This window comes from Leclercia sp. 119287, from assembly GCF_009734485.1.
In the GTDB taxonomy this organism is placed as follows: Bacteria; Pseudomonadota; Gammaproteobacteria; order Enterobacterales; family Enterobacteriaceae; genus Enterobacter; species Enterobacter adecarboxylatus_C.
Genome location: NZ_CP046445.1, coordinates 1,480,694 through 1,504,508, shown reverse-complemented (window position 1 = coordinate 1,504,508; position 23,815 = coordinate 1,480,694). Strand labels below are relative to the sequence as shown.

Here is a 23,815-nt window from a genome sequence, read left to right as displayed (position 1 = left end):
ACACCCCCTTTATAACTGTTGACCTTAACGGCCACTGGCTCTATCTTCTTGCAGCCCTGCACTATTTGCGGCTCGCAGATGCGGACCTCCTCTCCCCTTCTACGCATTCTCAGGCAGGTTTAGACCCTTGGCGCCAGGGTGAGCACATGGCGTTTTCACGATAGTGACCTATGAATTTAACCCTGAAAGACACGCTCATTACCCGCAGCCGGGCCTTAAGCCCGTGGACCGGATTCTACTTTTTACAGTCGCTGCTGATTAATATCGCCCTCGGCTATTCATTCAGCATCCTCTATACCGTCGCTTTCACCTGTATCCTGCATCTGCTCTGGCTGAGCGCGCCGCGCCTGCAAAAAGGGCTGCTCGGCATCTGCTCGCTGGTAGCGGCGATGTATTTCCCCTTTGGCCAGGCCTACGGCGCGCCCAACTTTAATACTCTGCTGGCGATGCACTCCACCAACATGGAGGAGTCGACGGAGATCCTCACCATCTTCCCGTGGTACAGCTACGTCGTCGGCCTGTTTATCTTTGCCCTCGGCGTAATCGCCGTGCGCCGCAAGCCGCAGCCTAAAAAGGCGTGGGGCAAAATCGACAGCCTGTGTCTGGTCTTCAGCGTGGTGGCCTTTTTCGTCGCCCCGGTGCAAAACCTGGCCTGGGGCGGCGTCTTCAAGCTGAAAGATTCCGGCTATCCGGTGTTTCGCTTTGTCAAAGATGTGGTGGTGAACAACCAGGAAGTGGTTGAAGAGCAGGCCCGGATGGCCGAGCTGTCGCAGATGAAGGACACCTGGAACGTGCTGGCGGTGAAACCTAAGTATCACATCTATATGGTGGTGATTGGTGAAAGCGCCCGCCGCGACGCGCTGGGTGCCTTCGGTGGACACTGGAATAACACCCCGTTTGCCAGCAAAGTTAACGGCACCCTGTTTACCGACTACGTTGCCGCCAGCGGTTCAACGCAGAAGTCGCTCGGGCTGACGCTCAACCGGGTGGTGGACAACAAGCCGCAGTATCAGGATAACTTTGTGACCCTCGCCAACCGCGCGGGCTTCCAGAGCTGGTGGTTCTCGAACCAGGGGCAGATTGGTGAATACGATACCGCCATCGCCAGCATTGCTAAACGGGCTGACGAAGTGCAGTTCCTGAAAAGCGGTGATTTCGAGGCAGATAAAAACACCCGGGATGAGGCGTTACTCAAGATGACCGAACAAGTCTTCAGCAGCCATCGCACCCAGCCACAGCTCATCGTTCTGCACCTGATGGGCTCCCATCCGCAGGCCTGCGACCGCACCCAGGGGAAATATGCAGAGTTCGTGCAGTCGAAAGAGACCTCGTGCTACCTCTACACCATGACCCAGACCGATGACCTGCTCAGCAAGCTCTATGCCCAGCTGCAAAATACCGGTGAGAGCTTCTCAATGGTCTATTTCTCCGATCACGGACTGGCGTTTAAAGAGCGCGGCAAAGAGGTGCAGTACCTGGCACACGACGACAGCTTCCAGCAGAACTTCCAGGTGCCGTTTATGGTGCTGTCGAGCGATGACAAAGCGCATCGTATCGTCAAGGCGCGCCGTTCCGCGAATGATTTTTTAAGCTTCTTCTCGCAGTGGACGGGGATCGGCGCGAAAGAGATCGCCAGTAAGTACCGCTTCATGTCGAACGACAAAGCGCCGCCGGTGTATGTGACCAACTTTAAGCTACAGAAAGTGGATTACAACCATCTGGGGACGGACCTGTTTGAGACGAAAAGCCGGTAACGACCGCGCAGCCTGACCCTCTTATGAGGGGAAATGACAAAAACAAAAAACCCGCCGAAGCGGGTTTTTTTACTGGCTCACCGAAGTGATTAGAAACGGTAACCTACGCCTGCGATCCAGGTGCCAACGTCAACGTTACGGATGCGGCTCTGCTCATAGGAGAAGTCCAGCGCAACGTTTTCGATTGGGTTGAACTGCATACCTGCGCCATAGGAGAAGCCATAGTCGCTGTTGGTAGCAGAGCGGTTGAAGCCCTGGTTTTCAGTCTGCTGGAATTTACCGTAGCCAACACCCACTACACCGTAGATGCTTGCCCAGTCGTTCAGACGGAAAGCCGGGCCAGCAGTGATGCCGTAGTACTGAGCTTTGTTGTAAGCGCCGTCTTCGGAACGGTCTTTCTCAGTGTAGGTGAAGGAACCGATGGCACCCAGCGGGTTGTTGTCCTGCTCGTAGCGATATTTCAGGTTGAAACCGTTGGTTTTGTTCATCACGCCCTGCATATCGCTCTGAGCGTAACCGCCAGTCACGGTAGAGGTCGCTGCGACAGCGGAACCTGCGGAAACAGCCAGAACAGCTGCCAGTGCTGAAAGACATGCAATTTTTTTCATAACCACCTCAAATGTGCTTCAAGTAAATCCGTAAGTTTTAAATATATCAAAAAAACTTGTGAAACTCTTTGTGATTCGTGATGTCTAACGCGGCTTTTCATGTAACCAAACATTTCCACCCGCAGCTATCTTGTTCAAAAAACACCGAATTTATGTTTCACAAACCTGATTTTGCGCGTCAGTCACAATACATTCATCCAGACGATTCCTAATCTGTTACAGAAATCACCCGGCGCTATGAGGCTATTTTACGGATTTGCGGCGACTTTTTTTCAACAAAGTCTCAACCGTGCGGCGTTATTTCCTTTACACTCCCCCTCTTTACTTCCTTTGACAGAAATTGACAGGAGAAAGGATGCCTGGGTTGTCTCGCAGGGCGCCAGTCTGGTTGCCCGTAATTGTCATTCTCATTGCCATGCTCTCGATTCAGAGCGGCGCCTCGCTGGCAAAATCGCTCTTCCCGATCGTGGGCGCCCCTGGCGTGACGGCGCTGCGTATTGCGCTCGGTACCCTGATCCTGGTCGTGATCTTTAAACCCTGGCGGCTGCGTTTTAAGAAAGAGCAACGCTTGCCCCTGCTGTTTTACGGGCTGTCGCTGGGGGCGATGAACTATCTCTTCTACCTGTCGATTCAGACGGTGCCGCTGGGGATCGCCGTGGCGCTGGAGTTCACCGGCCCGCTGGCGGTAGCCCTGTTCTCCTCCCGTCGTCCGGTGGACTTTGTCTGGGTGGTGCTGGCGGTGCTGGGGCTGTGGTTTCTGCTGCCGCTGGGTCAGGACGTCTCGCACGTTGACCTGACCGGCGCGGCCCTGGCGCTGGGCGCGGGGGCCTGCTGGGCGGTCTACATTCTTACCGGGCAGCGTGCCGGGGAAGAGCACGGCCCGGCCACCGTGGCGCTGGGGTCGCTGATCGCCGCCATCGTCTTTGTACCGCTGGGAATGGCGCAGGCCACCGAGTCGATCTGGCAGTGGTCGATCCTGCCGGTGGGCCTGGCGGTGGCGGTGCTCTCAACCGCACTTCCCTACTCGCTGGAGATGATTGCCCTGACGCGTCTGCCGACGCGCATCTTCGGCACCCTGATGAGCATGGAGCCCGCCCTGGCGGCCATGTCCGGGATGGTGTTCCTGGGCGAATCTCTGACCTTTACCCAGACGCTGGCGCTCTGCTCGATCATTGCCGCGTCGATGGGGTCGACGCTCACCCTGCGCCGGGAGAGTAAAGTTGAAGAGGTGGATATCCGCTAACCGATATTATTTTGCCGGGGGATCGGTTTCCCGGCGAAATATTCCCATTCGCAATAACCGTCATTATTTTGAAATATCCCCTTCGCCTCACACCCGCCCGGTGAAAATAAGATAAATTTACCCTAAAATATAAATATCTTTTTATTATCAACTATTTAACTATCACAACCCGCCCCTCTCTATTAAACCAATAGGCAGGACCCAATCGCGCCTTCTATAGCCGGTGCTATACTTGATTTCGGAAATTACTTTGGACGCCAACATCAAGAGGAAATGAGATTATGCCTACCGCTAAACTGGTAAAAACGAAAGCACCTAATCTGCTCTATACCCGTAACGATGTCTCTGACAGCGATAAGAAAGCGACGATTGAGTTGCTGAATCGCCAGGTGATCCAGTTTATTGACCTGTCGCTGATTACCAAACAGGCCCACTGGAATATGCGCGGCGCTAACTTTATTGCTGTCCACGAGATGCTGGATGGCTTCCGTACCGCACTGACTACCCATCTGGATACCATGGCGGAACGTGCCGTGCAGCTGGGCGGCGTGGCGCTGGGCACTACCCAGGTCATCAACAGCAAAACGGCGCTGAAAAGCTACCCGCTGGACATCCACAGCGTGCAGGATCACCTGAAAGAGCTGGCGGATCGTTACGCTGTCGTGGCTAACGACGTACGTAAAGCGATTGGTGAAGCTAAAGACGAAGATACCGCTGACATTCTGACCGCGGCCTCCCGCGACCTGGATCAGTTCCTGTGGTTCATCGAGTCTAACATTGAGTAATCCATAGCATTTTGCTCTTACACCCTCGCCTCCGGCGGGGGTTTTGCACTTTTATAGTGCACACATTTCACCTTCCCCGCCGCAAACGTAAAGCATTTGTAATAATCACCTCACACAATCGTTAACGAAAGATTGTTTTCTCATCAATATTTGCGCTTAATAGCATAACCGTTAGTGATGGCGTAGTGCTGCACCAAAACAGTGCTTCGTTATGGTGCAATCCGCCGACATTGCTACACTTTTTGTGCAATGAAATGCGTGCTGGCCTTTTAAAAACAACCTGTTGCAAAGTTGGCACGATTTTTTCATAGAGCCGTTCGTTCTCGCAGGGGATCGCCCCGTGGATATAAAAGGAAATGCTATGAAGTCTGTATTAAAAGTTTCACTGGCTGCACTTACCCTGGCTTTTGCGGTTTCTTCTCAGGCTGCTGATAAAAAACTGATTGTCGCCACCGACACCGCCTTCGTACCGTTTGAATTTAAGCAGGGCGATCAGTACGTTGGTTTTGACGTGGATCTGTGGGCGGCCGTCGCGAAAGAACTGAAACTGGACTACACCCTGAAGCCAATGGACTTCAGCGGCATCGTTCCGGCACTGCAAACCAAAAACGTTGACCTGGCGCTGGCCGGTATCACCATCACTGACGCACGTAAAAAAGCTATCGACTTCTCTGACGGCTACTACAAAAGCGGCCTGCTGGTCATGGTGAAAGCGGACAACAACGACGTGAAAAGCGCGAAAGATCTCGACGGCAAAGTGGTCGCGGTGAAGAGCGGCACCGGTTCTGTTGATTACGCTAAAGCCAATATCAAAACCAAAGACCTGCGCCAGTTCCCGAACATCGATAACGCGTACATGGAGCTGGGCACCAACCGTGCTGACGCCGTGCTGCACGACACGCCAAATATCCTGTACTTCATCAAAACCGCAGGCAACGGCAAGTTCAAAGCGGTAGGTGAATCTCTGGAAGCGCAGGAATACGGTATCGCCTTCCCTAAAGGCAGCGACGAGCTGCGTACCAAGGTGAACGGCGCGCTGAAAACCCTGAAAGAGAACGGCACCTACAACGAAATTTATAAAAAATGGTTCGGTACTGAACCTAAATAAAACAGCCTGTTAAACAGGAACTGTACCGCCCGGTGGCGCTTGCGCTTACCGGGCCTACAATTTTAGTCATCCCCCTGGCTAATTTTTTGTTTTCACCACGGTATACAGGAATACATCATGCAGTTTGACTGGAGCGCCATCTGGCCTGCCATTCCTCTCTTGCTTGAAGGCGCCAAAATGACCCTGTGGATTTCGGTCCTCGGTCTGGTTGGCGGGTTGATTATCGGCCTCGTTGCCGGTTTTGCCCGCACCTACGGCGGCTGGATAGCCAACCACGTAGCACTGGTTTTCATCGAAGTGATCCGCGGCACGCCGATTGTGGTGCAGGTGATGTTTATCTACTTCGCCCTACCGATGGCCTTTACCGATCTGCGCATTGACCCGTTCAGCGCGGCGGTGGTCACCATCATGATCAACTCCGGTGCCTATATCGCTGAGATCACCCGCGGTGCGGTGCTGTCGATCCACAAAGGCTTTAGCGAGGCCGGTCTGGCGCTGGGTCTTTCCCGTCGCGAAACCATCCGCCACGTGATCCTCCCCCTGGCGCTGCGTCGTATGCTGCCACCGCTGGGCAACCAGTGGATCATAAGCATTAAAGATACCTCACTGTTCATTGTTATCGGCGTCGCTGAACTGACCCGTCAGGGCCAGGAGATCATTGCCGGTAACTTCCGCGCCCTGGAGATCTGGAGCGCCGTTGCAGTGGTCTATCTCATTATTACCCTGGCACTGAGCTTCGTGCTGCGTCGTCTTGAAAGAAGGATGAAAATCCTGTGATTGAATTTAAAAACGTTTCCAAGCACTTTGGTCAGACCCAGGTGCTGCACAATATCGATCTCCAGATCCAGACCGGCGAAGTGGTGGTGATTATCGGGCCGTCCGGCTCCGGTAAATCGACCCTGCTGCGCTGCATCAACAAGCTGGAAGAGATCACCAGCGGCGATCTGATTGTCGACGGCCTGAAGGTCAACGACCCGAAGGTGGACGAGCGTCTGATCCGCCAGGAAGCCGGAATGGTGTTCCAGCAGTTCTATCTGTTCCCGCACCTGACGGCGCTGGAGAACGTGATGTTCGGCCCGCTGCGCGTGCGCGGTGCCAACAAAGCGGCCGCCGAGCAGCTTGCAAAAGAGCTGCTGGCGAAAGTCGGACTGGCGGAGCGCGGGCATCACTATCCGTCCGAGCTCTCCGGTGGTCAGCAGCAGCGCGTGGCGATTGCCCGTGCGCTGGCGGTCAAACCGAAGATGATGCTGTTCGATGAGCCGACCTCGGCCCTCGACCCGGAACTGCGCCACGAAGTACTGAAGGTTATGCAGGATCTGGCGGAAGAAGGGATGACGATGGTGATCGTGACCCACGAAATCGGCTTTGCCGAGAAAGTGGCCTCGCGCCTGATCTTCATCGACAAAGGCCGTATTGCCGAAGATGGCAATCCGCAGGCGTTGATTGAGAACCCACCGAGCCAGCGTTTGCAGGATTTCCTCCAGCACGTTTCGTAATTTAACGCCGGGCGGCGCTGACGCTTGCCCGGCCTTCGATTCCTCCGGAATCTTCCCAAAAACCCCCCGCTTCCGTTCGCCTTCTATACTTATCACTTTGCACAATATTGTCACCGGAGGACGCCGTGCCCTGGATCCTGCTGCTCCTGATAAGCCTGTTTTGCCTGCCTGCACAGGCCGTCAGCCTGCCGGGCGTTCCTGCTGCCACCCCAGCTGAAGCGACCACTCCGGCCGCCGAGCCGGACGTTGAGCAGAAGAAGGCCGCCTATTCCGCGCTGGCGGATGTTCTGGAAAATGACGCCTCGCGCCAGGAGCTGATCTCCCAGCTGCGCAGCGTGGCCGCGACGCCTCCCCAGGAGCCGGTGCCCAAAATCACCCCGCCGGAGATCGCCGAAGAGAAGACCGTGCTGGAGAACGTGACCGACATCAGCCGCCATTACGGCGATGCGCTCTCCACCCGCTTCGCCCAGCTCTACCGCAACCTGATCGGCTCCCCGCATAAGCCCTTTAACCCGCAGACTTTCGTCGTTGCCGCGCGGCAGTTTCTGCTCCTCGCCGGGTTAGTTTTTGCCTTCTACTGGCTGGTGAGGCTCTGCGCCTGGCCGCTGTACCGCAAAATGGGCAGCTGGGGACGCAGAAAGAACCGGGAGACCAGCAGCTGGGTCCACCTGCCGCTGACCATCGCCAGCGCCTTTATAATCGACCTGCTGCTGCTGGCGCTGACCCTGTTTATCGGCCAGATCCTCAGCGAATATCTCAATACCGGCAATCCCACCATCGCCTTCCAGCAGACGCTATTCCTCAACGCCTTCGCGCTGATTGAGTTCTTCAAAGCGATCCTGCGTCTGATATTCTGCCCGCGGGTGCCCGACCTGCGCCCCTTTGCCATCAGCGATCGCGCCGCCCACTACTGGTCGCTCCGGCTGAGCATCCTGAGCGGGATGATCGGCTATGGCCTGCTGGTGGCGGTGCCCATTATCTCTAACCAGGTTAACGTGCAGATCGGCGCCCTGGCCAACGTGCTGATTATGCTCTGCATCACCGTCTGGGCGCTGTACCTGATTTTTCACAACAAACGCGCCATTACCGAGGGGCTGCTGCACCTGGCCGACCGCTCCCTCGCCTTTTTCAGCCTGTTTATTCGCGCCTTCGCCCTGGTGTGGCACTGGCTGGCGAGCGCCTATTTTATCGTGCTCTGCTTCTTCTCCCTGTTCGACCCGGGAAACAGCCTCAAATTTATGATGGGAGCGACCTTCCGCAGCCTGGCGATCGTCGGCATCGCCGCCTTTGTGTCGGGGCTGCTGTCGCGCTGGCTGGCTAAAACCATCACCCTGTCGCCGCACGTGCAGCGCAGCTATCCGGAGCTGCAAAAGCGGCTGAACGGCTGGATCTCCGTGTCGCTGAAGGTGGCACGGTTCCTGACGGTTTGTGTCGCCATTATGCTGCTGCTCAGCGCCTGGGGGCTGTTCGACTTCTGGAACTGGCTGCACAACGGTGCCGGTGAAAAGACGGTGGATATTCTGATCCGCATCGCGCTGATCCTCTTCTTCTCCGCCATTGGCTGGACGATTCTGGCGAGCCTGATTGAGAACCGGCTCTCCTCGGATATTCATGGCCGGCCGCTGCCCAGCGCCCGCGCCCGCACGCTGTTGACGCTGTTCCGCAACGCGCTGGCGGTGGTGATCAGCACCATTACCATCATGATTGTGCTGTCGGAAATTGGCGTGAATATCGCCCCGCTGCTGGCCGGTGCCGGGGCGTTGGGGCTGGCGATCTCCTTTGGTTCCCAGACGCTGGTGAAAGACATCATCACCGGCATCTTTATTCAGTTTGAAAACGGGATGAACACCGGGGATCTGGTGACCATCGGGCCGCTAACCGGCACGGTAGAGCGAATGTCGATTCGTTCGGTGGGGGTGCGGCAGGATACCGGGGCGTACCACATTATTCCCTGGTCATCGATCACCACCTTCGCCAACTTTGTCCGCGGCATCGGTTCGGTGGTGGCGAATTACGATGTGGACAGACATGAAGATGCCGAGAAAGCGAAGCAGGCGCTGAAAGCGGCGGTGGATGAACTGCTGGAGAGAGAGGATATTCGCGGCCTGATTATCGGCGAGCCGTCGTTTGCCGGGATTGTCGGGCTGACCAGCACCGCCTTTACGCTGCGCGTGTCGTTCACCACCCAGCCGCTGAAGCAGTGGACGGTGCGTTTCGCCCTCGACAGCATGGTGAAAAAACATTTCGATCTGGCAGAAGTGCGGATGCCGGTGCAGATGTATCAGCTGCTGCCGTCGCCGGGCCCGGCACCCTCTTCGCCTCAGGAGCCAACGCTGTAAAAAACCCGTTAGCGCTGGCGGCGTTTGTCGTTATCCATAAAGGTCCAGGCGATAAAGCGGCTCTGCTTTTGACCCTGGGCCATCTCTTTTTTCACCACCTTCACCGCGCCGACGTCCGTCAGGGCACGGTACAGCGGCGGCAGGTTTTCGCTGCGCGAGACCAGAGTAGTAAACCACTTCACCTGACGGGCAAACTGGGCGCTCTCGGCAATCATCTTCTTGATAAAGGCCACTTCGCCCCCTTCGCACCACAGCTCCTGCTGCTGGCCGCCAAAGTTCAGCGCGGCATCGGCCGCCTGGCCGAGGTTGCGGCGCTTACGCTCGCTGCCCGCCCGGGCTGATTCCGCCGAATCGTGGAACGGCGGGTTGCACAGAGTAGCATCGTACTGTTCGTTTTTATGGATCACCCCGGCAAAAATGGCGGAAGCCTCTTTCTGGCGGCGCAGACGAATGGCGCGGGCCATACCGGGGTTGCCGTTAATGATGGCGGTGGCGTTGGCAAACGCCTGCGGGTCCACTTCGCTGCCGGTGAAGCGCCAGCCATATTCATGCACGCCAATCAGGGGGTAGATCAGGTTGGAGCCGGTCCCGATATCCAGGATCGTCGCCTGGGCAGGTACCGTGCCGTTATTGCCTTCCGCCAGCAGATCGGCGAGATGGTGAATATAGTCGGCGCGCCCCGGCACCGGCGGACAGAGGTAGCCGTCAGGAATATCCCACTGTGCCACGCCGTAGAAATGAGCAAGCAGCGCCTTGTTCAGCGTCTTCACCGCCTGGGGATCGGCAAAGTTCACCGTCGGCTCGCCCGTCGGGGTTTCGGTGATAAATTCGCGCAGTGCCGGACAGCTCTCGCATAAGGCATTCATATCGTAACGGCTGCGGTGGCGGTTGCGTGGGTGCAACCCCGGCTTCTCGGGTGTCATGGCGTTCTCCTGTAAACAGCGGCGTAAGATACCCGTTGCGGGCGCAACGGTAAATATTTCTCTGCGCCGCAGAATAAAACACCAAAAATCAGCCACCTGTATGTCGCTGATTTGTCATGAAATTGTCAAAATATGTCGTTCAAAAAATAAGCAGATCATCATCAATTTTTTGCACTAAATCACACTCTGACCCGTTCTACACTTAGTGTGCACCACCCGTTGTCAATCAGAGGAAGTGATTATGAAAAAATACCTGGTAATGCTCGCTGCCGCTTCACTGGCAGGCGCGTCGTTTGCTGCATGGTCGATTGAATCACTCAGCAGCGGCGACACCAGTCAACTGAGGCCAGCCGGAACCGTGCAGGCTTCGGGCGCAAGAGACCTCGACGACCTGCAGGACAAACTGGCTGAAAAAGCGCGTGAAAAAGGTGCTAAAGGCTATGTTGTGAACTCTGCCAGCGGCGACAACAACATGTTTGGTACTGCCACCATCTACAAATAGTTCCCCGCTCTGCACTACACACTGCATCCTCTGGGGTGCAGTTCGTTTTTTATCCAAAATCCACTTTGTGAAGTTTTTTAGCAGGTAATGTAAATTTACGTATTTCATTTTGTTGGCGAGAGTGATAAAAAGTCACGCCAAATGATAATGTTTATCACAATTATTATCATTTGTAGGTTCATTACGGTTATTCACGTGGCACAGGAAAAGGCACAGACCTGCCTGACAACGTAATGGAAACTCGATTCTAAAAATTATAAGTCGCTAAACAATATGGATAAAAATCGCAACGTTCCGAACAGCTTCAGCTCGCTGACCTTTTTTGCGGGGCTGTGTATTGGCCTTTCCCCGGTAGCGGGTGCTATCGCGGCGGAGAATAACGATAAAAAGTCTGACGACACCCTGGTGGTAGAAGCGGCGCAACCTTCGCTTTATGCGCCGCAGAAGTCTGCCGACGCGAAGTTCAGCCGCCCGGTGGCAGATACCACCCGCACTATGACCGTTATTTCCGAACAGGTGCTGAAGGATCAGGGCACCACCAACCTGACCGACGCCCTGAAAAACGTCCCGGGTGTGGGAGCTTTCTTTGCCGGTGAAAACGGTAACTCCACTACCGGCGACGCGGTGTACATGCGCGGCGTGGACACCTCGAACAGCATTTACGTTGACGGGATCCGCGACATCAGCACCACTACGCGCGATACCTTTAACACCGAACAGGTCGAAGTGATTAAAGGGCCATCCGGCAGCGATTACGGCCGTAGCGCACCCAGCGGCTCCATCAATATGATCAGCAAACAGCCGCGTCTGGACTCGGGTATTGATGCCTCCGCCAGCATTGGCAGCGCGTACATGCGTCGCGGTACCCTCGATATTAACCAGGTGATGGGTGACACCTCGGCGTTTCGTCTGAACCTGATGGGTGAAAAAACCCACGACGAAGGACGCGATAACGTTAAGAACGAACGCTACGGCGTAGCCCCTTCCCTCGCCTTTGGTCTGGGAACGGAAAATCGTCTGTATCTGAACTACCTGCACGTGACTCAGCACAACACCCCGGACGGCGGCATCCCGACCATCGGGCTGCCGGGCTACTCTGCGCCATCGGCGGGCACTGCGGCGCTGAATCACTCCGGCAAAGTGGATACCAGCAACTTCTACGGCACCGATTCCGATTACGACGACTCCACCTCCGACACCGCCACGGTGCGCTTTGAGCACGACTTCAACGACAACACCACCGTGCGGAACACCACGCGCTGGTCGCGGGTGAAGCAGGATTATCTGATGACCGCCGTGATGGGTGGGGCCACCAACATCACCCAGCCCGATCGCAACAACGTGGACACCTGGACCTGGTCGCGTAACGCCAACACCAAAGATGTCAGCAACAAGATCCTGACCAACCAGACCAACCTGACGACCAAATTCTTTACCGGCAGCGTCGGCCACGATATCAGCACCGGGGTGGAGTTCACCCGCGAAACCCAGACCAACTATGGCGTGGATGCCATCACCCCGCCGCCGGTGAATATCTATCACCCGAACAGCAACGTCAGCCTGGGCGGTCTGAACAACAGCGGTGCCAACGCCAACGGTCGGACCGATACCTTCGGGATTTACGCCTTTGATACGCTCCAGGTCACCCGTGACTTCGAGCTGAACGGCGGAATTCGTCTCGATACGTATCACACCGAATATGACAGCGCCAGTATCTGCGGCGGCACGGGTCGCGGGGCGGTTGCCTGCCCGACCGGCACGCCTAAAGGCTCGCCGGTCACTACGGTGGATACCGCCACCTCCGGTAACCTGGTCAATTGGAAAGCCGGGGCGCTCTACCATCTGACCGAGCACGGCAATATTTACGTCAATTACGCTATTTCCCAGCAGCCGCCGGGCGGCAATAACTTTGCCCTGGCCCAGGGCGGCACCGGCAGCAGCGCCAACCGCACGGACTTTAAACCGCAGAAGGCCAAGACCAGCGAGCTGGGCACCAAGTGGGAAGTGCTGGATAAACGTCTCCTGCTCACCGCGGCCGTCTTCCGCACCGACATCGAAAACGAAGTCGAGCAGAACGATGACGGCACCTATTCGCAGTACGGTAAAAAACGTATCGAAGGCTATGAGCTGTCTGCCGCGGGCAACATCACTCCGGCCTGGCAGGTCATAGGCGGTTATACTCAGCAGCGCGCCAGCGTGCGCACCGGCAGTGACGTGGCGCAGGATGGCACCTCTTCCCTGCCGTATACTCCGGAACATGCCTTCACCCTGTGGAGCCAGTACCAGGCCACGGATGCGATCTCCGTGGGTGCCGGCGCGCGCTACATCGGCAGCATGCATCGTGGCTCTGACGGCGCGGTGGGTACCCCGTCCTTCACCGAAGGCTACTGGGTGGCCGATGCCAAACTGGGCTATCGCGTCAACCGCAACCTCGATATGCAGCTCAACGTCTACAACCTGTTTGATGAAGATTATGTCGCCTCCATCAACAAGAGTGGCTACCGCTACCATCCGGGCGAGCCGCGCACCTTTATGTTAACGGCGAACATGCACTTCTGATCCCGCGTGGGGCTTCGGCCCCACCTTTCGGAGAACCTTTTATGATGTATCACATTCCGGGCGTGCTGAACGCCGATGAGGTGGCGCAGTTCCGCGCTCAGCTGGACCAGGCCCCGTGGATCGACGGCCGTGCCACCGTGGGCAACCAGGGTGCGCAGGTCAAAAATAACCAGCAGGTCGACACGCAAAGTCCGCTGTACGCCACCCTGCAGGCGGCGGTGTTGCAGGCGGTGAATCAGCACGCGCTCTTTTTTGCCGCCGCCCTGCCGCGCCAGATCTCCAGCCCGCTGTTTAACCGCTATCAGCAGCAGGAAACTTACGGCTTTCACGTCGACGGCGCCGTGCGCAGTCACCCGCAAAGCGGCTGGATGCGGACCGATCTCTCGGCCACCCTCTTTTTAAGCGAGCCCGACAGCTACGAGGGTGGCGAGCTGGTGGTTAACGACACCTACGGCCAGCACAGCGTCAAGCTCCCGGCAGGGGATCTGGTCCTCTATCCCTCCAGCAGCCTGCACTGCGTGACCCCGGTGACCGCGGGCGTGCGGGTAGCCTCCTTTATGTGGATCCAGTCGATGATCCGCGACGATAAAAAGCGCGCCATGCTGTTCGAGCTGGACCGCAACATCCAGACTCTGCGCGGCCGCCATGGCGAAAGTGACGAAGTGCTCTCCCTGCTCAACCTCTACCATAACCTGCTGCGTGAATGGTCTGAAATCTAGCCCTTCGCCTTGATTGTGCGTTTTTTAGCCCCATAGTTACTGGTACAGCGCAATATCCTGTCAGGAGGGTTTATGGCTTCCGGTTGGGCGAATGATGACGCCGTTAATGAACAGATCAACAGTACCATTGAAGATGCGGTGGCGCGGGCGCGGGGCGAGCTCCCGCAGGGTGAGAGCCTGAAAACCTGCGAAGAGTGCGGGGAGCCCATCCCCGAAGCGCGGCGTAAAGCGGTGCCCGGCGTCCGGCTGTGCATCGCCTGCCAGCAGGAGAAAGATTCACATAATGCATCGCATGCAGGATATAATCGCAGAGGTTCGAAAGACAGCCAGTTACGATGACTGGCCTGGCGGCAGCAACGCCACGCAAGCGGTTTCTTTTTTGAGCACGATTTTTTGCGGTGCGTTTCGCAAAACGTGCCCTCACCCTTCCCTCTGTAAAGCGCAACGGCAAGAAAGATAAATTCATTCACTGAATTTATTAATATTCAATAACTTATTTGTCATTCAAATTTTTCGAATGATGCCGTCAATTCTCTTCGATTTTATCTCTCGTAAAAAAGCGTGATACTTATCACATCGACGGAACAACGTCCCCTTAACAGAATAACCTGCGGGATACTAACGATGAAAACCATTAAATACGCTGTTGCCGCTGTTGCCCTGACTACCCTCTCCTTCGGTGCTTTCGCTGCGGAATCTATCAGCGCCGCTCAGGCAAACAGCATGAACAAAATCGGTGTGGTGAGTGCTGAAGGCGCGACCACGCTGGACGGTCTGGAAGCTCGCCTGGCAGCGAAAGCTGAAGCGGCTGGCGCGACCGGTTACACCATTACCTCCGCCAACACCAACAACAAACTGAGCGGTACTGCGGTTATCTACAAATAACCTGTCCCTTATCTCTGCTCTGCTCGCCAGTTCGCTGGCGAGATGCTCCAACCCTCATTGACCCTGTTGTTATTTTTTTGGCCCGTCCATCGCTGGACGGGCCTTTTTTTATTTAAAAACTCTGGTTAACCCGCGCCAGCCCGGCGTCGACCGTCTCAACCTGTCCGGTCGCCAGCAGGCAGCAGGCCATCTGTAGCTTCAGAGCGTGCGGCACCGCTTCACGCCCGGCCAGGCAACTCTCTATCCAGCGGGCGGTCGTTTCAGGATCTTTGGCCTGCGGCAGGGAGACGTCGCTGTTCTCTTCTCCGCGCTCCAGCACCACCCGGGTTCCCGCCGTCGGGTCAATCAGGGTTTGCTGCGGGCAGCGCTGCGGGTTGGCATATACTTCCCCTTCGGTGCCGTGCATCAACAGTCCCCGACCGCCAATATCGGCAAAAAAGGTCGCCACGCGGGTGACGTACTCCGGGTGCGAGACGCTGGAGAGGCGCAGGGCGGCATCTTCCGCAAAGGGCGTCGCCAGCTTGGCGAGGGTATGGGCGCTGTTACGCACCCCCATGCGCCAGCGCATCGCCAGCTGTTTTTCCAGCGGCGGACACAGGGTGCTCACCGGAATATAGACCGGATGATGCCCCTCGAGCTTCGCCTGCGCCTGGCCGCCGTGACGTGTCGGCTCGATGCCCAGCAGGGTAAAAATGGTTTCCGTCAGCACGCGGGTGGGATCTTCACTTATCCCGTGTACCACTACCGGAAACCCCAGCTTGTTCAGCAGAATAGCCAGCAGCGGGGTCAGGTTAGCCTGCTTGCGCGCGCCGTTATAGCTCGGGATCACCACCGGCATCGGCTTCGCCACCGGCGGCGTCAGGCGCAGGGTTTGCGCCTGCATCGCTTCGTAGAAACCGCGCATTTCGGCTTCGCCTTCGCCCTTAATACGCAGGGCAATCAGAATGCCGCCCATCTCCAGATCCGGTACCTCGCCGTTCAGCATCGCGGTATAGAGCGCCCGGGCGGTCTCCTGATCCAGGTCGCGGGCGTGGTTTTTCCCCCGCCCGACCTCTTTGATAATTTTGCGATAATCCACGTTCTTTCTCCTTGTGACATCTTGTTAACACTATAGCGTTGATAAGGCGCCATCGGACAGACATTTCTCTTATCGCTGCCGGGCGGCAATAACACCATCCCCTTGTAATTTCAGTAAAAATAAAAATTCAACCGTTATCGGAATCACTATTGACCCGACCAATAGTTATCCGAAATTAATTAATTACGTAAATTATCTACCCGGTAAAAAGTTGCCCCACTTTTTACCGCAGTTCATCACAACGGATGTTATTACCCCCGGAAATTATTCAGGAATTATTATGCGTAAAATTGTCTCCGGCACCTTTATTGCCACTGCATTATGTTGTTCTGTCTCTGCCTGGGCTGCAAACAGCGGCGAGGGACAGATTAATTTCACTGGCGAAATCATCGACTCCGCCTGTCAGGTGGTAAATGGCGTCAGCAGCCCGCTGGATGTTTCCCTCGGCAAAGTCTCACAAACGGCCTTTACCGGTTCAGGCTCGACCACGTCAACCACCCGTTTTGATATCCAGCTGAAAGACTGCCCGGAAACCATCACCAGCGCGGCGATCACCTTTGGTGGCTCCGCTGACGGTACCAACGCCAACGTGCTGGCGGTAACGCCAGGCACCGGTGCCGCCACCGGCGTCGGTATCCAGCTGCTGGATAAGACAGAAAATCCACTGAGCCTGTACACCGCCTCCACCAGCTATACGCTTCAGTCCGGCACCACCACCAACGATCTGGTGTTTGGCGCACGCTATATCCAGACCGGCAGCACCATCACCGCCGGCCCGGCGAATGCGGTCTCCACCTTTACCGTCATGTACAACTAATCCTGCGCTGCCTGGCCCTCTGCGGTCAGGCACCGCCTGCTTTATCAGAGTCCCGCCATGCGTAAATCTGTTTTCATCGCCGCCCTGTTATTCATTACCACCGCCGCTCACGCCGGGGTGATTATCGAAGGGACCCGTCTAATCTATCAGGGAGATAAAAATGAAGCGTCGTTAGGGCTTTCCAACCCGGATAACCTCGACTATCTGGTGCAATCCTGGGTGGAGAGCGCCGATTCTGCGCGGAATAAAGCGCCGTTTCTTATCACCCCGCCGCTGTTTCGCCTCGATGGCAAACAGGACAACATCCTGCGCGTGGTGCGCACCGGGGGCACGTTGCCGACCGATCGCGAATCGCTCTACTGGCTGAATATCAAATCCATTCCGTCCACCTCCCGGGAAGAGAGCAGTAACACCCTGCAAATCGCCATTAAAACGCGAATCAAACTGATCTACCGCCCGAGCGGGATTAACGGCAAACCGGACGAGGTGGCGGATAAACTACGCTGGCATAAGCAGGGTAATAACCTGGTGGTGACCAACCCGACGCCCTTTTACATGAACTTCCAGACCATCACCGTCGGCGGTAAAAAAGCCGACAATGTGACCTGGGTGGCCCCCGACAGCGACGCGCACTTTGCCGTGCCGGGCGGCATCACCGGGAGCACGGTTTCCTGGAAAATCATCAACGACTACGGCGCGGTAAGCCACGCCTGGTCTGCGCCTTTGCACTAAGCCCGACGCCGCCATGCCCTGGGACTACTCCACCAAAGCCCCCCGTCGCCCCGGGCGCGCCCTGCTGATTGCGCTGGGCTGCGCGGTGCTGAGCGTGGGCGTGCAGCAGGTGCTGGCGGAGGATTATTTCAACCCGGCCCTGCTGGATATCGATACCCCTGGTCAGGGCAAAACCGACCTCTCAGTGTATGAGACGGGCCCCGGCATCGCGCCGGGGAGCTATCAGGTGGATGTCTACGTCAATAACAACAAAGTAGCCAACAGAAAGATCGCCTTTGGCCTGCAACAAGCGGCCAGCGGGCCGGCCACCCTGCAACCCTGCCTCTCGGTGGAGACCCTTAAGAGCCTGGGTATCCGGAGCGATAAATTCAGCGGCACGAAGAATGACGGCTGTGTCGATCTCTCTGGGTTACCTGCCGCCAGCGCCACCTTCCGCCCCGGCCAGCAGCAGCTGCTGCTGAGTATCCCTCAGGCGGCCATCACCCCGGTTCCCCACGGTTACGTGGCGCCGGAAGAGATGGACAACGGAATCAACTCCTTCCTGCTGAACTACAGCTACTCCGCCGGGGATAGCCGCAGCCGGGGTGAAGACAGCAGCCACCAGCGCAATGACTACCTGAACCTGCGTCCGGGGCTGAACCTCGGCGCCTGGCGGCTGCGCAACTACTCGACATGGAGCCAGACCCGGGACAATCGCACCACGCAGCGCGATTTTTCCTCCGTCTACAGCTATGCCCAGCGCAATATCCTGTCGCGGGGCAGCGTCGTCACCCTCGGACAAAGCGCCACCCCCTCGGACGTGTTTGACAGCCTGTCGTTCACCGGAGCGCAGATCGCCTCGGACGACGACATGCTGCCGGACAGCCTGAAAGGCTTCGCCCCGCGCATTCGCGGCGTGGCGCACAGCAATGCCCAAGTGGTGGTGCGCCAGAACGGCTACGTGATCTATCAGAACTACGTCGCACCCGGCGCGTTCGAGATTCACGATCTCTACCCCACCGGCGGCAGCGGCGATCTGAACGTCACCGTTAAAGAGACCGACGGTAGCGAGCAGCACTTCGTGGTGCCTTACGCCTCAGTGCCGGTTTTGCAGCGTGAAGGCCGGTTCAAATACAGCCTGACCGGCGGGCGCTACCGCAGCTATGACCACAGCGTGGAGCAGACGCCATTCCTGCAGGGGACCGGGATCTACGGTCTGCCGTACGATATCACCGCCTATGGCGGCCTCCAGACCAGCCAGTATTACGATGCCCTGGCGCTCGGCACCGGGAAAAATATCGGTGACTGGGGGGCGTTTTCGGTGGATATAACCGCGGCGAAATCGCAGATGCAGGGGCAAAAAACCTCCCGCGGCCGCGCCTGGCGGGTGCGCTACAGCAAAGATTTCGTCACCACCGGCACCCACTTTACGGTGGCCGGGTATCGCTACAACAGCGCCGGATTTGCCACCCTGGCAGACGTGTTCGACTCCCACACCGCCAACGACGACTGGACGCCAGCCGACAGGCGACGCGACCGCCAGGAGGTGACCCTCGATCAGTCCCTGGGCGGCTCTCTGGGGTCGATGACGTTAAGCCTGGTGAAAGAGAACTACTGGCACAGCGACCAGGGCATGACCTCGCTGAGCATTGGCTATAACGGCAGCTGGCACGGCATCAGTTACGGTATCAACTACGGCCTGAGCAAAAATACGCAGGATGAGGACGACGATGACCAGCGGGAGAACGAGCAGACCTTCGGCTTTAACCTCTCCGTCCCGCTGGATCGCTGGCTGAGCAATACCTGGGTCAATTACACCTTCAACAACAGCAAAGATGACACCAGCCAGAGCGTCGGCCTTAACGGCACCGCGCTGGCAGACAATAATCTCAGTTGGGGGGTGCAGCAGGGCCACAGCCACGCGTCCGGCTACAGCACCAGCCTGAACAGCGATTACAAAGCCACCTACGGCGAAATGACGGCGGGCTACTCCCGGGATAACCAGCAGCGCCAGCTCAACCTCGGCGTGCAGGGCAGCATGATTGTCCACGACCACGGCGTCACCCTCGGCCAGCCGATGGGAGATACCGTGGCGCTGGTGGAGGCGCCGGGGGCCAGCGGAACCGGGATCGACAACCAGACCGGGGTCAAAACCGACTATCGCGGCTATGCCATCGTGCCTTACGTCACGCCGTACCATCACAACACCGTGGCGCTGAATACCGAAAGCCTGCCCGCCGGGGCTGACGTCGGCCAGGCGGCCAAAGTCATCACCCCTACCCGGGGGGCGATTGTACGTACTCACTTTGATACCCGCGTCGGCAGCCGGGTGCTGCTGACTCTCACCCGGGGTGACGGTCGTCCGGTGCCCTTTGGCGCCACGGCGGCGCCGGCCCATGACAGCGGCGAATTTATCGTTGGCGATGGCGGCCAGGTCTACCTGACCGGGATGCATGCCCACGGCAATATCAACGTCAGCTGGGGCAAAGGTGCAGGCGCCCACTGCTCCGCCCACTATCAACTGCCGTCCCGATCCGCTGACCCGGTGATTAGCGTCACCGCGCAGTGCACCTGACAACGTCGAGGAAAAGATGAAACCCTTCCGTTACGGCTGTGTTCTGGCCCTGTTTGCCGCCCTGTTTCTGTTTATGCCCCAGGCATTCGCGGCCTGCTCCACTGCGGATCTGCCCTGGACCGCGACACCGGGGACGCTGACGGTGCCCGCCACGCTGAGCGTCGGCAGCGCCATCCCCGGCTCCGCGCAGTCGCACAGGGTAAAAGGCCGCTGTGATGCCGTCGACAACGGTAAGCCGATCACCGCCTGCCATCTGGGCCCAGGCGAGGAGATACCGGGGATGCCGGGCGTCTGGCGCAGCGGTATCGAAGGGATAGGTATTGAACTGCTGAACAGCGCCGGACAGCCGGTACGCGGCCGCGCCGCCCACTGTGACAGCAGAAGTACGCCGTTGGGGTACGTCAGCAGTGACGGCAGCTTCAACGTGACGCTGACGATGCAGCTAATCAAAACCGCAAGTACCACCGGAGAGCAGGCCTCAACGACGGTGCATAACGGCATCTGGTCGCTGGGCATCTACCCCGATCAAAAGCTGGGTCAGCTTAACGCCGTGCGCTACGGTGGCAATCTGGCGCTGAAGGCGACCACCTGCTCGGTGGATCCGAAAAGCCTGAACGTCTCTCTGGGGAATTTTGCCGTCAGCCAGTTTACCCATGTCGGCAGCACCAGCGACTGGAGAACCTTCAATCTGACCGCAACCTGCACCGACGCGGTGACGATGACCGCCCGTATCACCAGCCCGAACGGCGCCACCTCCATTAGCGACGGAAATGATGTACTGAATATTAACGCCGGCATCGACAGTGCCAGCGGCGTCGGCGTCAAAATGATGGTCGGCGGCGTTTTACTGCGCTACGACTACCCCATCCCCTTCGGGGACCAGACGGTGCCCAACCAGCCGTTCAACCTGCCCTTCCAGGTGCAGTACTACCAGACCGCCGAGGTCGTGACCGCCGGCAGAGCCAATACCCTTGCCACCATAGACATTGAATACCAGTGAGATCCCCGATGAAATACGTTGCCCTGCTACTGCTGCTGACCAGCGCGTCTGCCCCGACCACCGACGTGATCCTCAGCATCAAAGGCAATATTTACGACACCGCCTGCGAGGTGGACAGCGCCAGCCAGAACAAGGTGGTCGATCTCGGCCAGGCCGTTGCCAGTGATTTTAAATCGGTGGGGGACACCGGGGTGTGGAAGAACTTTGATATTACCCTCTCGCATTGCCCGCAAAACTTGACCCTGGCGACGATCAACCTGGAGGGGCAGCGCGACACCCTCCACCCGTTTAAGTTTGCCAACACCGGCACGGCCAGAGGGCTGGCGCTGGAGCTGGCAGACCGCACCGACGCGATCATTCTGGCGCCGGAAGCGCGCTTCAATGCGGTGGTCGACCCGCTCACCCACACCGCCGATTTCCCGATGGCGGCACGCTATTACGCCTCGCATACCCCGGTCAGCGCGGGCGAGTTTTCAAGCGTGGTGCAGTTTACCTTCACTTACCAGTAGGACCGCGCCTCTTGGCATGGATGCTTTTTTTACGCCCGGCGGCAAGTTTAGCCGGGCGTTTTTTTACTTCGGGCACCTCGGGCTGCTCGATAGGAAACACCGGCAGGGCATTCAGCAGACGCTTGCCGTAGTTTTTGGTCAGCAGGCGTTTATCGTAGATCACCACCTCACCCCAGCAGCTGTGGCTGCGGATCAGGCGCCCGACCTGCTGGATCAGGTTGAACGACGCCGCCGGCAGGCTCTGCACCTCAAACGGGAAGCGGTTGAGGCTTTTCAGCCACTCGCCCTCGGTCAGCACTACCGGGCTGTCGATGGGCGGGAAGGCAATCTTGTGGATGTGCACCTGGGTCAGGTAATCGCCCTTCAGATCCAGCCCCTCCGCGAACGACTGGAGCCCCACCAGCACGCTGCGCTCCCCGCTGTCTATCCGTTTACGGTGGAGTTCCACCAGCCGGTAGCGGGGCTGATCCCCCTGCACCAGCAGAAGCAGGCGCAGATCGGTGACGAAGGTTAAAAAGAGATTCATCGCCCGGGCGCTGGCGAACAGCACCAGCATGCCGGGGTATTTTTTGCTTTCCAGCTGTTCGCGGAAGTAGGCCGCCATCTCGGCAAGATGCTGCTCTTCGTTGTCGATCAGCGGCTCAAACTGCATGCGCGGGATCACCAGCTTGCCCTGCTCGCAGTGGTTGAACGGCGAATCGAGGGCCACAAAACGATCGCCCGCTTTCTCCTTCAGGCCGCTCATCTCCTGCAACCGCGAGAAGCTGTTCAACGAGCGCAGCGTGGCGGAGGTGACCACCACATGCGGGACGCTGCGCCAGAGCAGTTTTTCCAGCTGATCGCTGACGCGAATGCCCGCGCAGTGGAAGAAGAGATGCACCTGCCCCTCCCTGACTTCCCGCGTCGCCCACTTGGTGACCGGCGCGCCGGAGGCCTGGGCCATCGACGCCAGCCGCCACAGCTTGCTCTGCCCTTCGAACATGCCGAGCGCGCGGTTCATCTGCAACAGTACCCGGTGCACACGCACCACGTCATGGGTGCCGGTCTTTTCACTGAGATCGTTTAAAAACAGCTCCGCCAGCCCGCGCAGTTTTTCGATAAGCTGCGCCAGCTCGCGGCAAAGGGTCATGATCTCATCCGGCAGCTCGCCCATCTCAAAGCGGTGCTCCGCCTCCTGTCCGGGCGGGAGATAGAGATTGAGGATGTTATTCAGCGAGGCGATATGGGTGTAAATGGTTTCGCAGTGCTCGCTGAGGCGCTCCGGGACCGCCAGCGGCGGGATGGTTTTCGGGCGGAACTGATCCATGCAGGTGGCAACCAGCTTGCAGAAGAGATCCAGCTGCAGGCGGAACCAGGGGGCGGTGATCTCGGCGCTCATCTCCAGCGCATCGCGGGCAACGTCCGGCAGATGATGGCCTTCATCCAGCACCAGCAGCAGATGTTTCGGGTCCGGCAGTACCGCTTCGCTCTCCATGGCCGCCATCACCAGGGCGTGGTTGGCGACCACCACTTCGGCCTCCTGAATTTCACGGCGGGCGACAAAGAACGGGCATTCGCGGTAGTAGTGGCAGTTGCGGTTCAGGCAGCTTGCTTTATCGGTGCTGAGCCTGCGCCAGAGGTCGTCGCTGATGGCCTGATCGGTGTGATCGCGCAGGCCGTCCCACTTGTAGCCGTCGAGATCGGTCTTCAGCTTTGCGCACTGCTCCTGCTCGGCCTTGTTGTTAGGGGTCAGCTCGTCATCAAGAAACGCCAGCAGATCCTGCTGGGTCGGTTCGCTGCTGGCAAGGGCGGCCAGATTGCGCGGGCAAACGTAACGCCCGCGCCCGAAGGCGGCGGTAAAGCGCAGCTCGGGGATGATCTTGCGCAGCAGGGGCAGGTCTTTACTGTAGATCTGATCCTGCAGGGCTACGTTGGCGGTGCTCACCACCAGCGTCTTTTGTTCTTCCCGGGCGATAGCGATGCCGGGGATCAGGTAGGAGAGGGTTTTACCGACCCCTGTCGGGGCTTCAATTGCCAGATGTCGCCCCTCGTCACCGGCCAGCGTTTTTGCCACATCGGCAATCATCTGCCGTTGCGGTGCGCGGGGGATAAAGTCGGGGATCTGCTGTTGCAGCGCCTTATACCAGGCGGCAATTTGCGCTTTCAGCGCGGCGGTTAAAGCCATGATGGACCTGAAATACTGTATAAACAGCCACTATTGTGGC

The 23,815-nt window shown here is 57.9% G+C and carries 21 protein-coding genes; 17 read left to right on the top strand and 4 right to left on the bottom strand.

Annotation, left to right across the window (positions count from 1 at the left end; translation table 11 throughout):
• Window positions 1-170: 170 nt before the first annotated feature.
• Window positions 171-1,754, top strand: coding sequence for a phosphoethanolamine transferase (locus tag GNG27_RS07300; RefSeq protein ID WP_142488791.1), 1,584 nt, complete (start codon window positions 171-173; stop codon window positions 1,752-1,754).
• A gap of 89 nt (window positions 1,755-1,843) precedes the next feature.
• Here the strand turns inward: GNG27_RS07300 and ompX are convergent, their stop codons facing one another.
• Window positions 1,844-2,362, bottom strand: coding sequence for an outer membrane protein OmpX (gene ompX / locus GNG27_RS07295; RefSeq protein ID WP_142488790.1), 519 nt, complete (start codon window positions 2,360-2,362; stop codon window positions 1,844-1,846).
• Between the two features lie 355 nt (window positions 2,363-2,717).
• Here ompX and rhtA point away from each other — a divergent pair, with 355 nt between their 5' ends.
• From rhtA to ybiO, 6 genes are all read left to right on the top strand, one after another.
• Complete coding sequence (rhtA, locus tag GNG27_RS07290) at window positions 2,718-3,605, top strand: threonine/homoserine exporter RhtA (protein ID WP_142488789.1); 888 nt, start codon at window positions 2,718-2,720, stop codon at window positions 3,603-3,605.
• 281 nt (window positions 3,606-3,886) lie between these two features.
• The gene (gene dps / locus GNG27_RS07285) at window positions 3,887-4,390 is read left to right on the top strand and encodes a DNA starvation/stationary phase protection protein Dps (RefSeq protein WP_142488788.1); all 504 of its coding nucleotides are present in this window, start codon (window positions 3,887-3,889) and stop codon (window positions 4,388-4,390) included.
• Between the two features lie 361 nt (window positions 4,391-4,751).
• The gene (gene glnH / locus GNG27_RS07280; RefSeq protein WP_142488786.1) at window positions 4,752-5,498 is read left to right on the top strand and encodes a glutamine ABC transporter substrate-binding protein GlnH; all 747 of its coding nucleotides are present in this window, start codon (window positions 4,752-4,754) and stop codon (window positions 5,496-5,498) included.
• Window positions 5,499-5,615: 117 nt separating this feature from the next.
• On the top strand, window positions 5,616-6,275 hold the full coding sequence (glnP, locus tag GNG27_RS07275) for a glutamine ABC transporter permease GlnP (RefSeq protein ID WP_039029408.1): 660 nt from the start codon (window positions 5,616-5,618) through the stop codon (window positions 6,273-6,275).
• Window positions 6,272-6,994 (top strand): glutamine ABC transporter ATP-binding protein GlnQ, encoded by a 723-nt coding sequence (gene glnQ, locus GNG27_RS07270; protein WP_142488785.1) that lies wholly within the window; start codon window positions 6,272-6,274, stop codon window positions 6,992-6,994. The genes glnP and glnQ overlap by 4 nt, the downstream gene beginning before the upstream one ends.
• Before the next feature lie 125 nt (window positions 6,995-7,119).
• The gene (ybiO, locus tag GNG27_RS07265) at window positions 7,120-9,333 is read left to right on the top strand and encodes a mechanosensitive channel protein (RefSeq protein ID WP_142488784.1); all 2,214 of its coding nucleotides are present in this window, start codon (window positions 7,120-7,122) and stop codon (window positions 9,331-9,333) included.
• A gap of 8 nt (window positions 9,334-9,341) precedes the next feature.
• Here the strand turns inward: ybiO and rlmF are convergent, their stop codons facing one another.
• Complete coding sequence (gene rlmF / locus GNG27_RS07260; RefSeq protein WP_197090567.1) at window positions 9,342-10,256, bottom strand: 23S rRNA (adenine(1618)-N(6))-methyltransferase RlmF; 915 nt, start codon at window positions 10,254-10,256, stop codon at window positions 9,342-9,344.
• A gap of 241 nt (window positions 10,257-10,497) precedes the next feature.
• On the opposite strand from rlmF, the gene mcbA reads away from it, so the two are divergent.
• From mcbA to ybiJ, 5 genes are all read left to right on the top strand, one after another.
• Window positions 10,498-10,758, top strand: coding sequence for a DUF1471 family periplasmic protein McbA (gene mcbA / locus GNG27_RS07255; RefSeq protein ID WP_142488782.1), 261 nt, complete (start codon window positions 10,498-10,500; stop codon window positions 10,756-10,758).
• 273 nt (window positions 10,759-11,031) lie between these two features.
• Window positions 11,032-13,317, top strand: a complete 2,286-nt coding sequence (locus tag GNG27_RS07250) for a catecholate siderophore receptor Fiu (protein ID WP_156263254.1) — start codon at window positions 11,032-11,034, stop codon at window positions 13,315-13,317.
• Between the two features lie 41 nt (window positions 13,318-13,358).
• Entirely contained in the window at window positions 13,359-14,036 is a 678-nt protein-coding gene (gene ybiX, locus GNG27_RS07245; RefSeq protein ID WP_142488780.1) for a PKHD-type hydroxylase YbiX, read from the top strand.
• Between the two features lie 72 nt (window positions 14,037-14,108).
• Window positions 14,109-14,375 carry a DksA/TraR family C4-type zinc finger protein gene (locus GNG27_RS07240; RefSeq protein WP_156263253.1) on the top strand — a complete coding sequence of 89 codons (267 nt, stop codon included), beginning with the start codon at window positions 14,109-14,111 and terminating at the stop codon, window positions 14,373-14,375.
• A gap of 285 nt (window positions 14,376-14,660) precedes the next feature.
• Window positions 14,661-14,921: a DUF1471 family protein YbiJ gene (ybiJ, locus tag GNG27_RS07235; protein WP_142488779.1), complete on the top strand. Its 261-nt coding sequence runs from the start codon at window positions 14,661-14,663 to the stop codon at window positions 14,919-14,921.
• A 112-nt stretch (window positions 14,922-15,033) separates the two neighbouring features.
• On the opposite strand, the gene ybiB is transcribed toward ybiJ, so the two are convergent.
• Entirely contained in the window at window positions 15,034-15,999 is a 966-nt protein-coding gene (ybiB, locus tag GNG27_RS07230; RefSeq protein ID WP_142488778.1) for a DNA-binding protein YbiB, read from the bottom strand.
• A 280-nt stretch (window positions 16,000-16,279) separates the two neighbouring features.
• Between ybiB and GNG27_RS07225 the strand changes: the two genes are divergently transcribed.
• Genes GNG27_RS07225 through GNG27_RS07205 form a run of 5 tightly spaced genes read left to right on the top strand, consistent with a single transcriptional unit; the run spans window position 16,280 to window position 21,611 of the window.
• Complete coding sequence (locus GNG27_RS07225) at window positions 16,280-16,816, top strand: fimbrial protein (RefSeq protein ID WP_142488777.1); 537 nt, start codon at window positions 16,280-16,282, stop codon at window positions 16,814-16,816.
• Between the two features lie 57 nt (window positions 16,817-16,873).
• Window positions 16,874-17,548: a molecular chaperone gene (locus GNG27_RS07220; protein WP_156263252.1), complete on the top strand. Its 675-nt coding sequence runs from the start codon at window positions 16,874-16,876 to the stop codon at window positions 17,546-17,548.
• 13 nt (window positions 17,549-17,561) lie between these two features.
• The gene (locus tag GNG27_RS07215; RefSeq protein ID WP_156263251.1) at window positions 17,562-20,102 is read left to right on the top strand and encodes a fimbria/pilus outer membrane usher protein; all 2,541 of its coding nucleotides are present in this window, start codon (window positions 17,562-17,564) and stop codon (window positions 20,100-20,102) included.
• 16 nt (window positions 20,103-20,118) lie between these two features.
• Entirely contained in the window at window positions 20,119-21,102 is a 984-nt protein-coding gene (locus GNG27_RS07210) for a fimbrial protein (RefSeq protein WP_156263250.1), read from the top strand.
• 8 nt (window positions 21,103-21,110) lie between these two features.
• The gene (locus tag GNG27_RS07205) at window positions 21,111-21,611 is read left to right on the top strand and encodes a fimbrial protein (RefSeq protein WP_156263249.1); all 501 of its coding nucleotides are present in this window, start codon (window positions 21,111-21,113) and stop codon (window positions 21,609-21,611) included.
• Here the strand turns inward: GNG27_RS07205 and dinG are convergent.
• On the bottom strand, window positions 21,598-23,775 hold the full coding sequence (dinG, locus tag GNG27_RS07200; protein ID WP_142488772.1) for an ATP-dependent DNA helicase DinG: 2,178 nt from the start codon (window positions 23,773-23,775) through the stop codon (window positions 21,598-21,600). The genes GNG27_RS07205 and dinG overlap by 14 nt on opposite strands.
• Window positions 23,776-23,815: the final 40 nt, after the last annotated feature.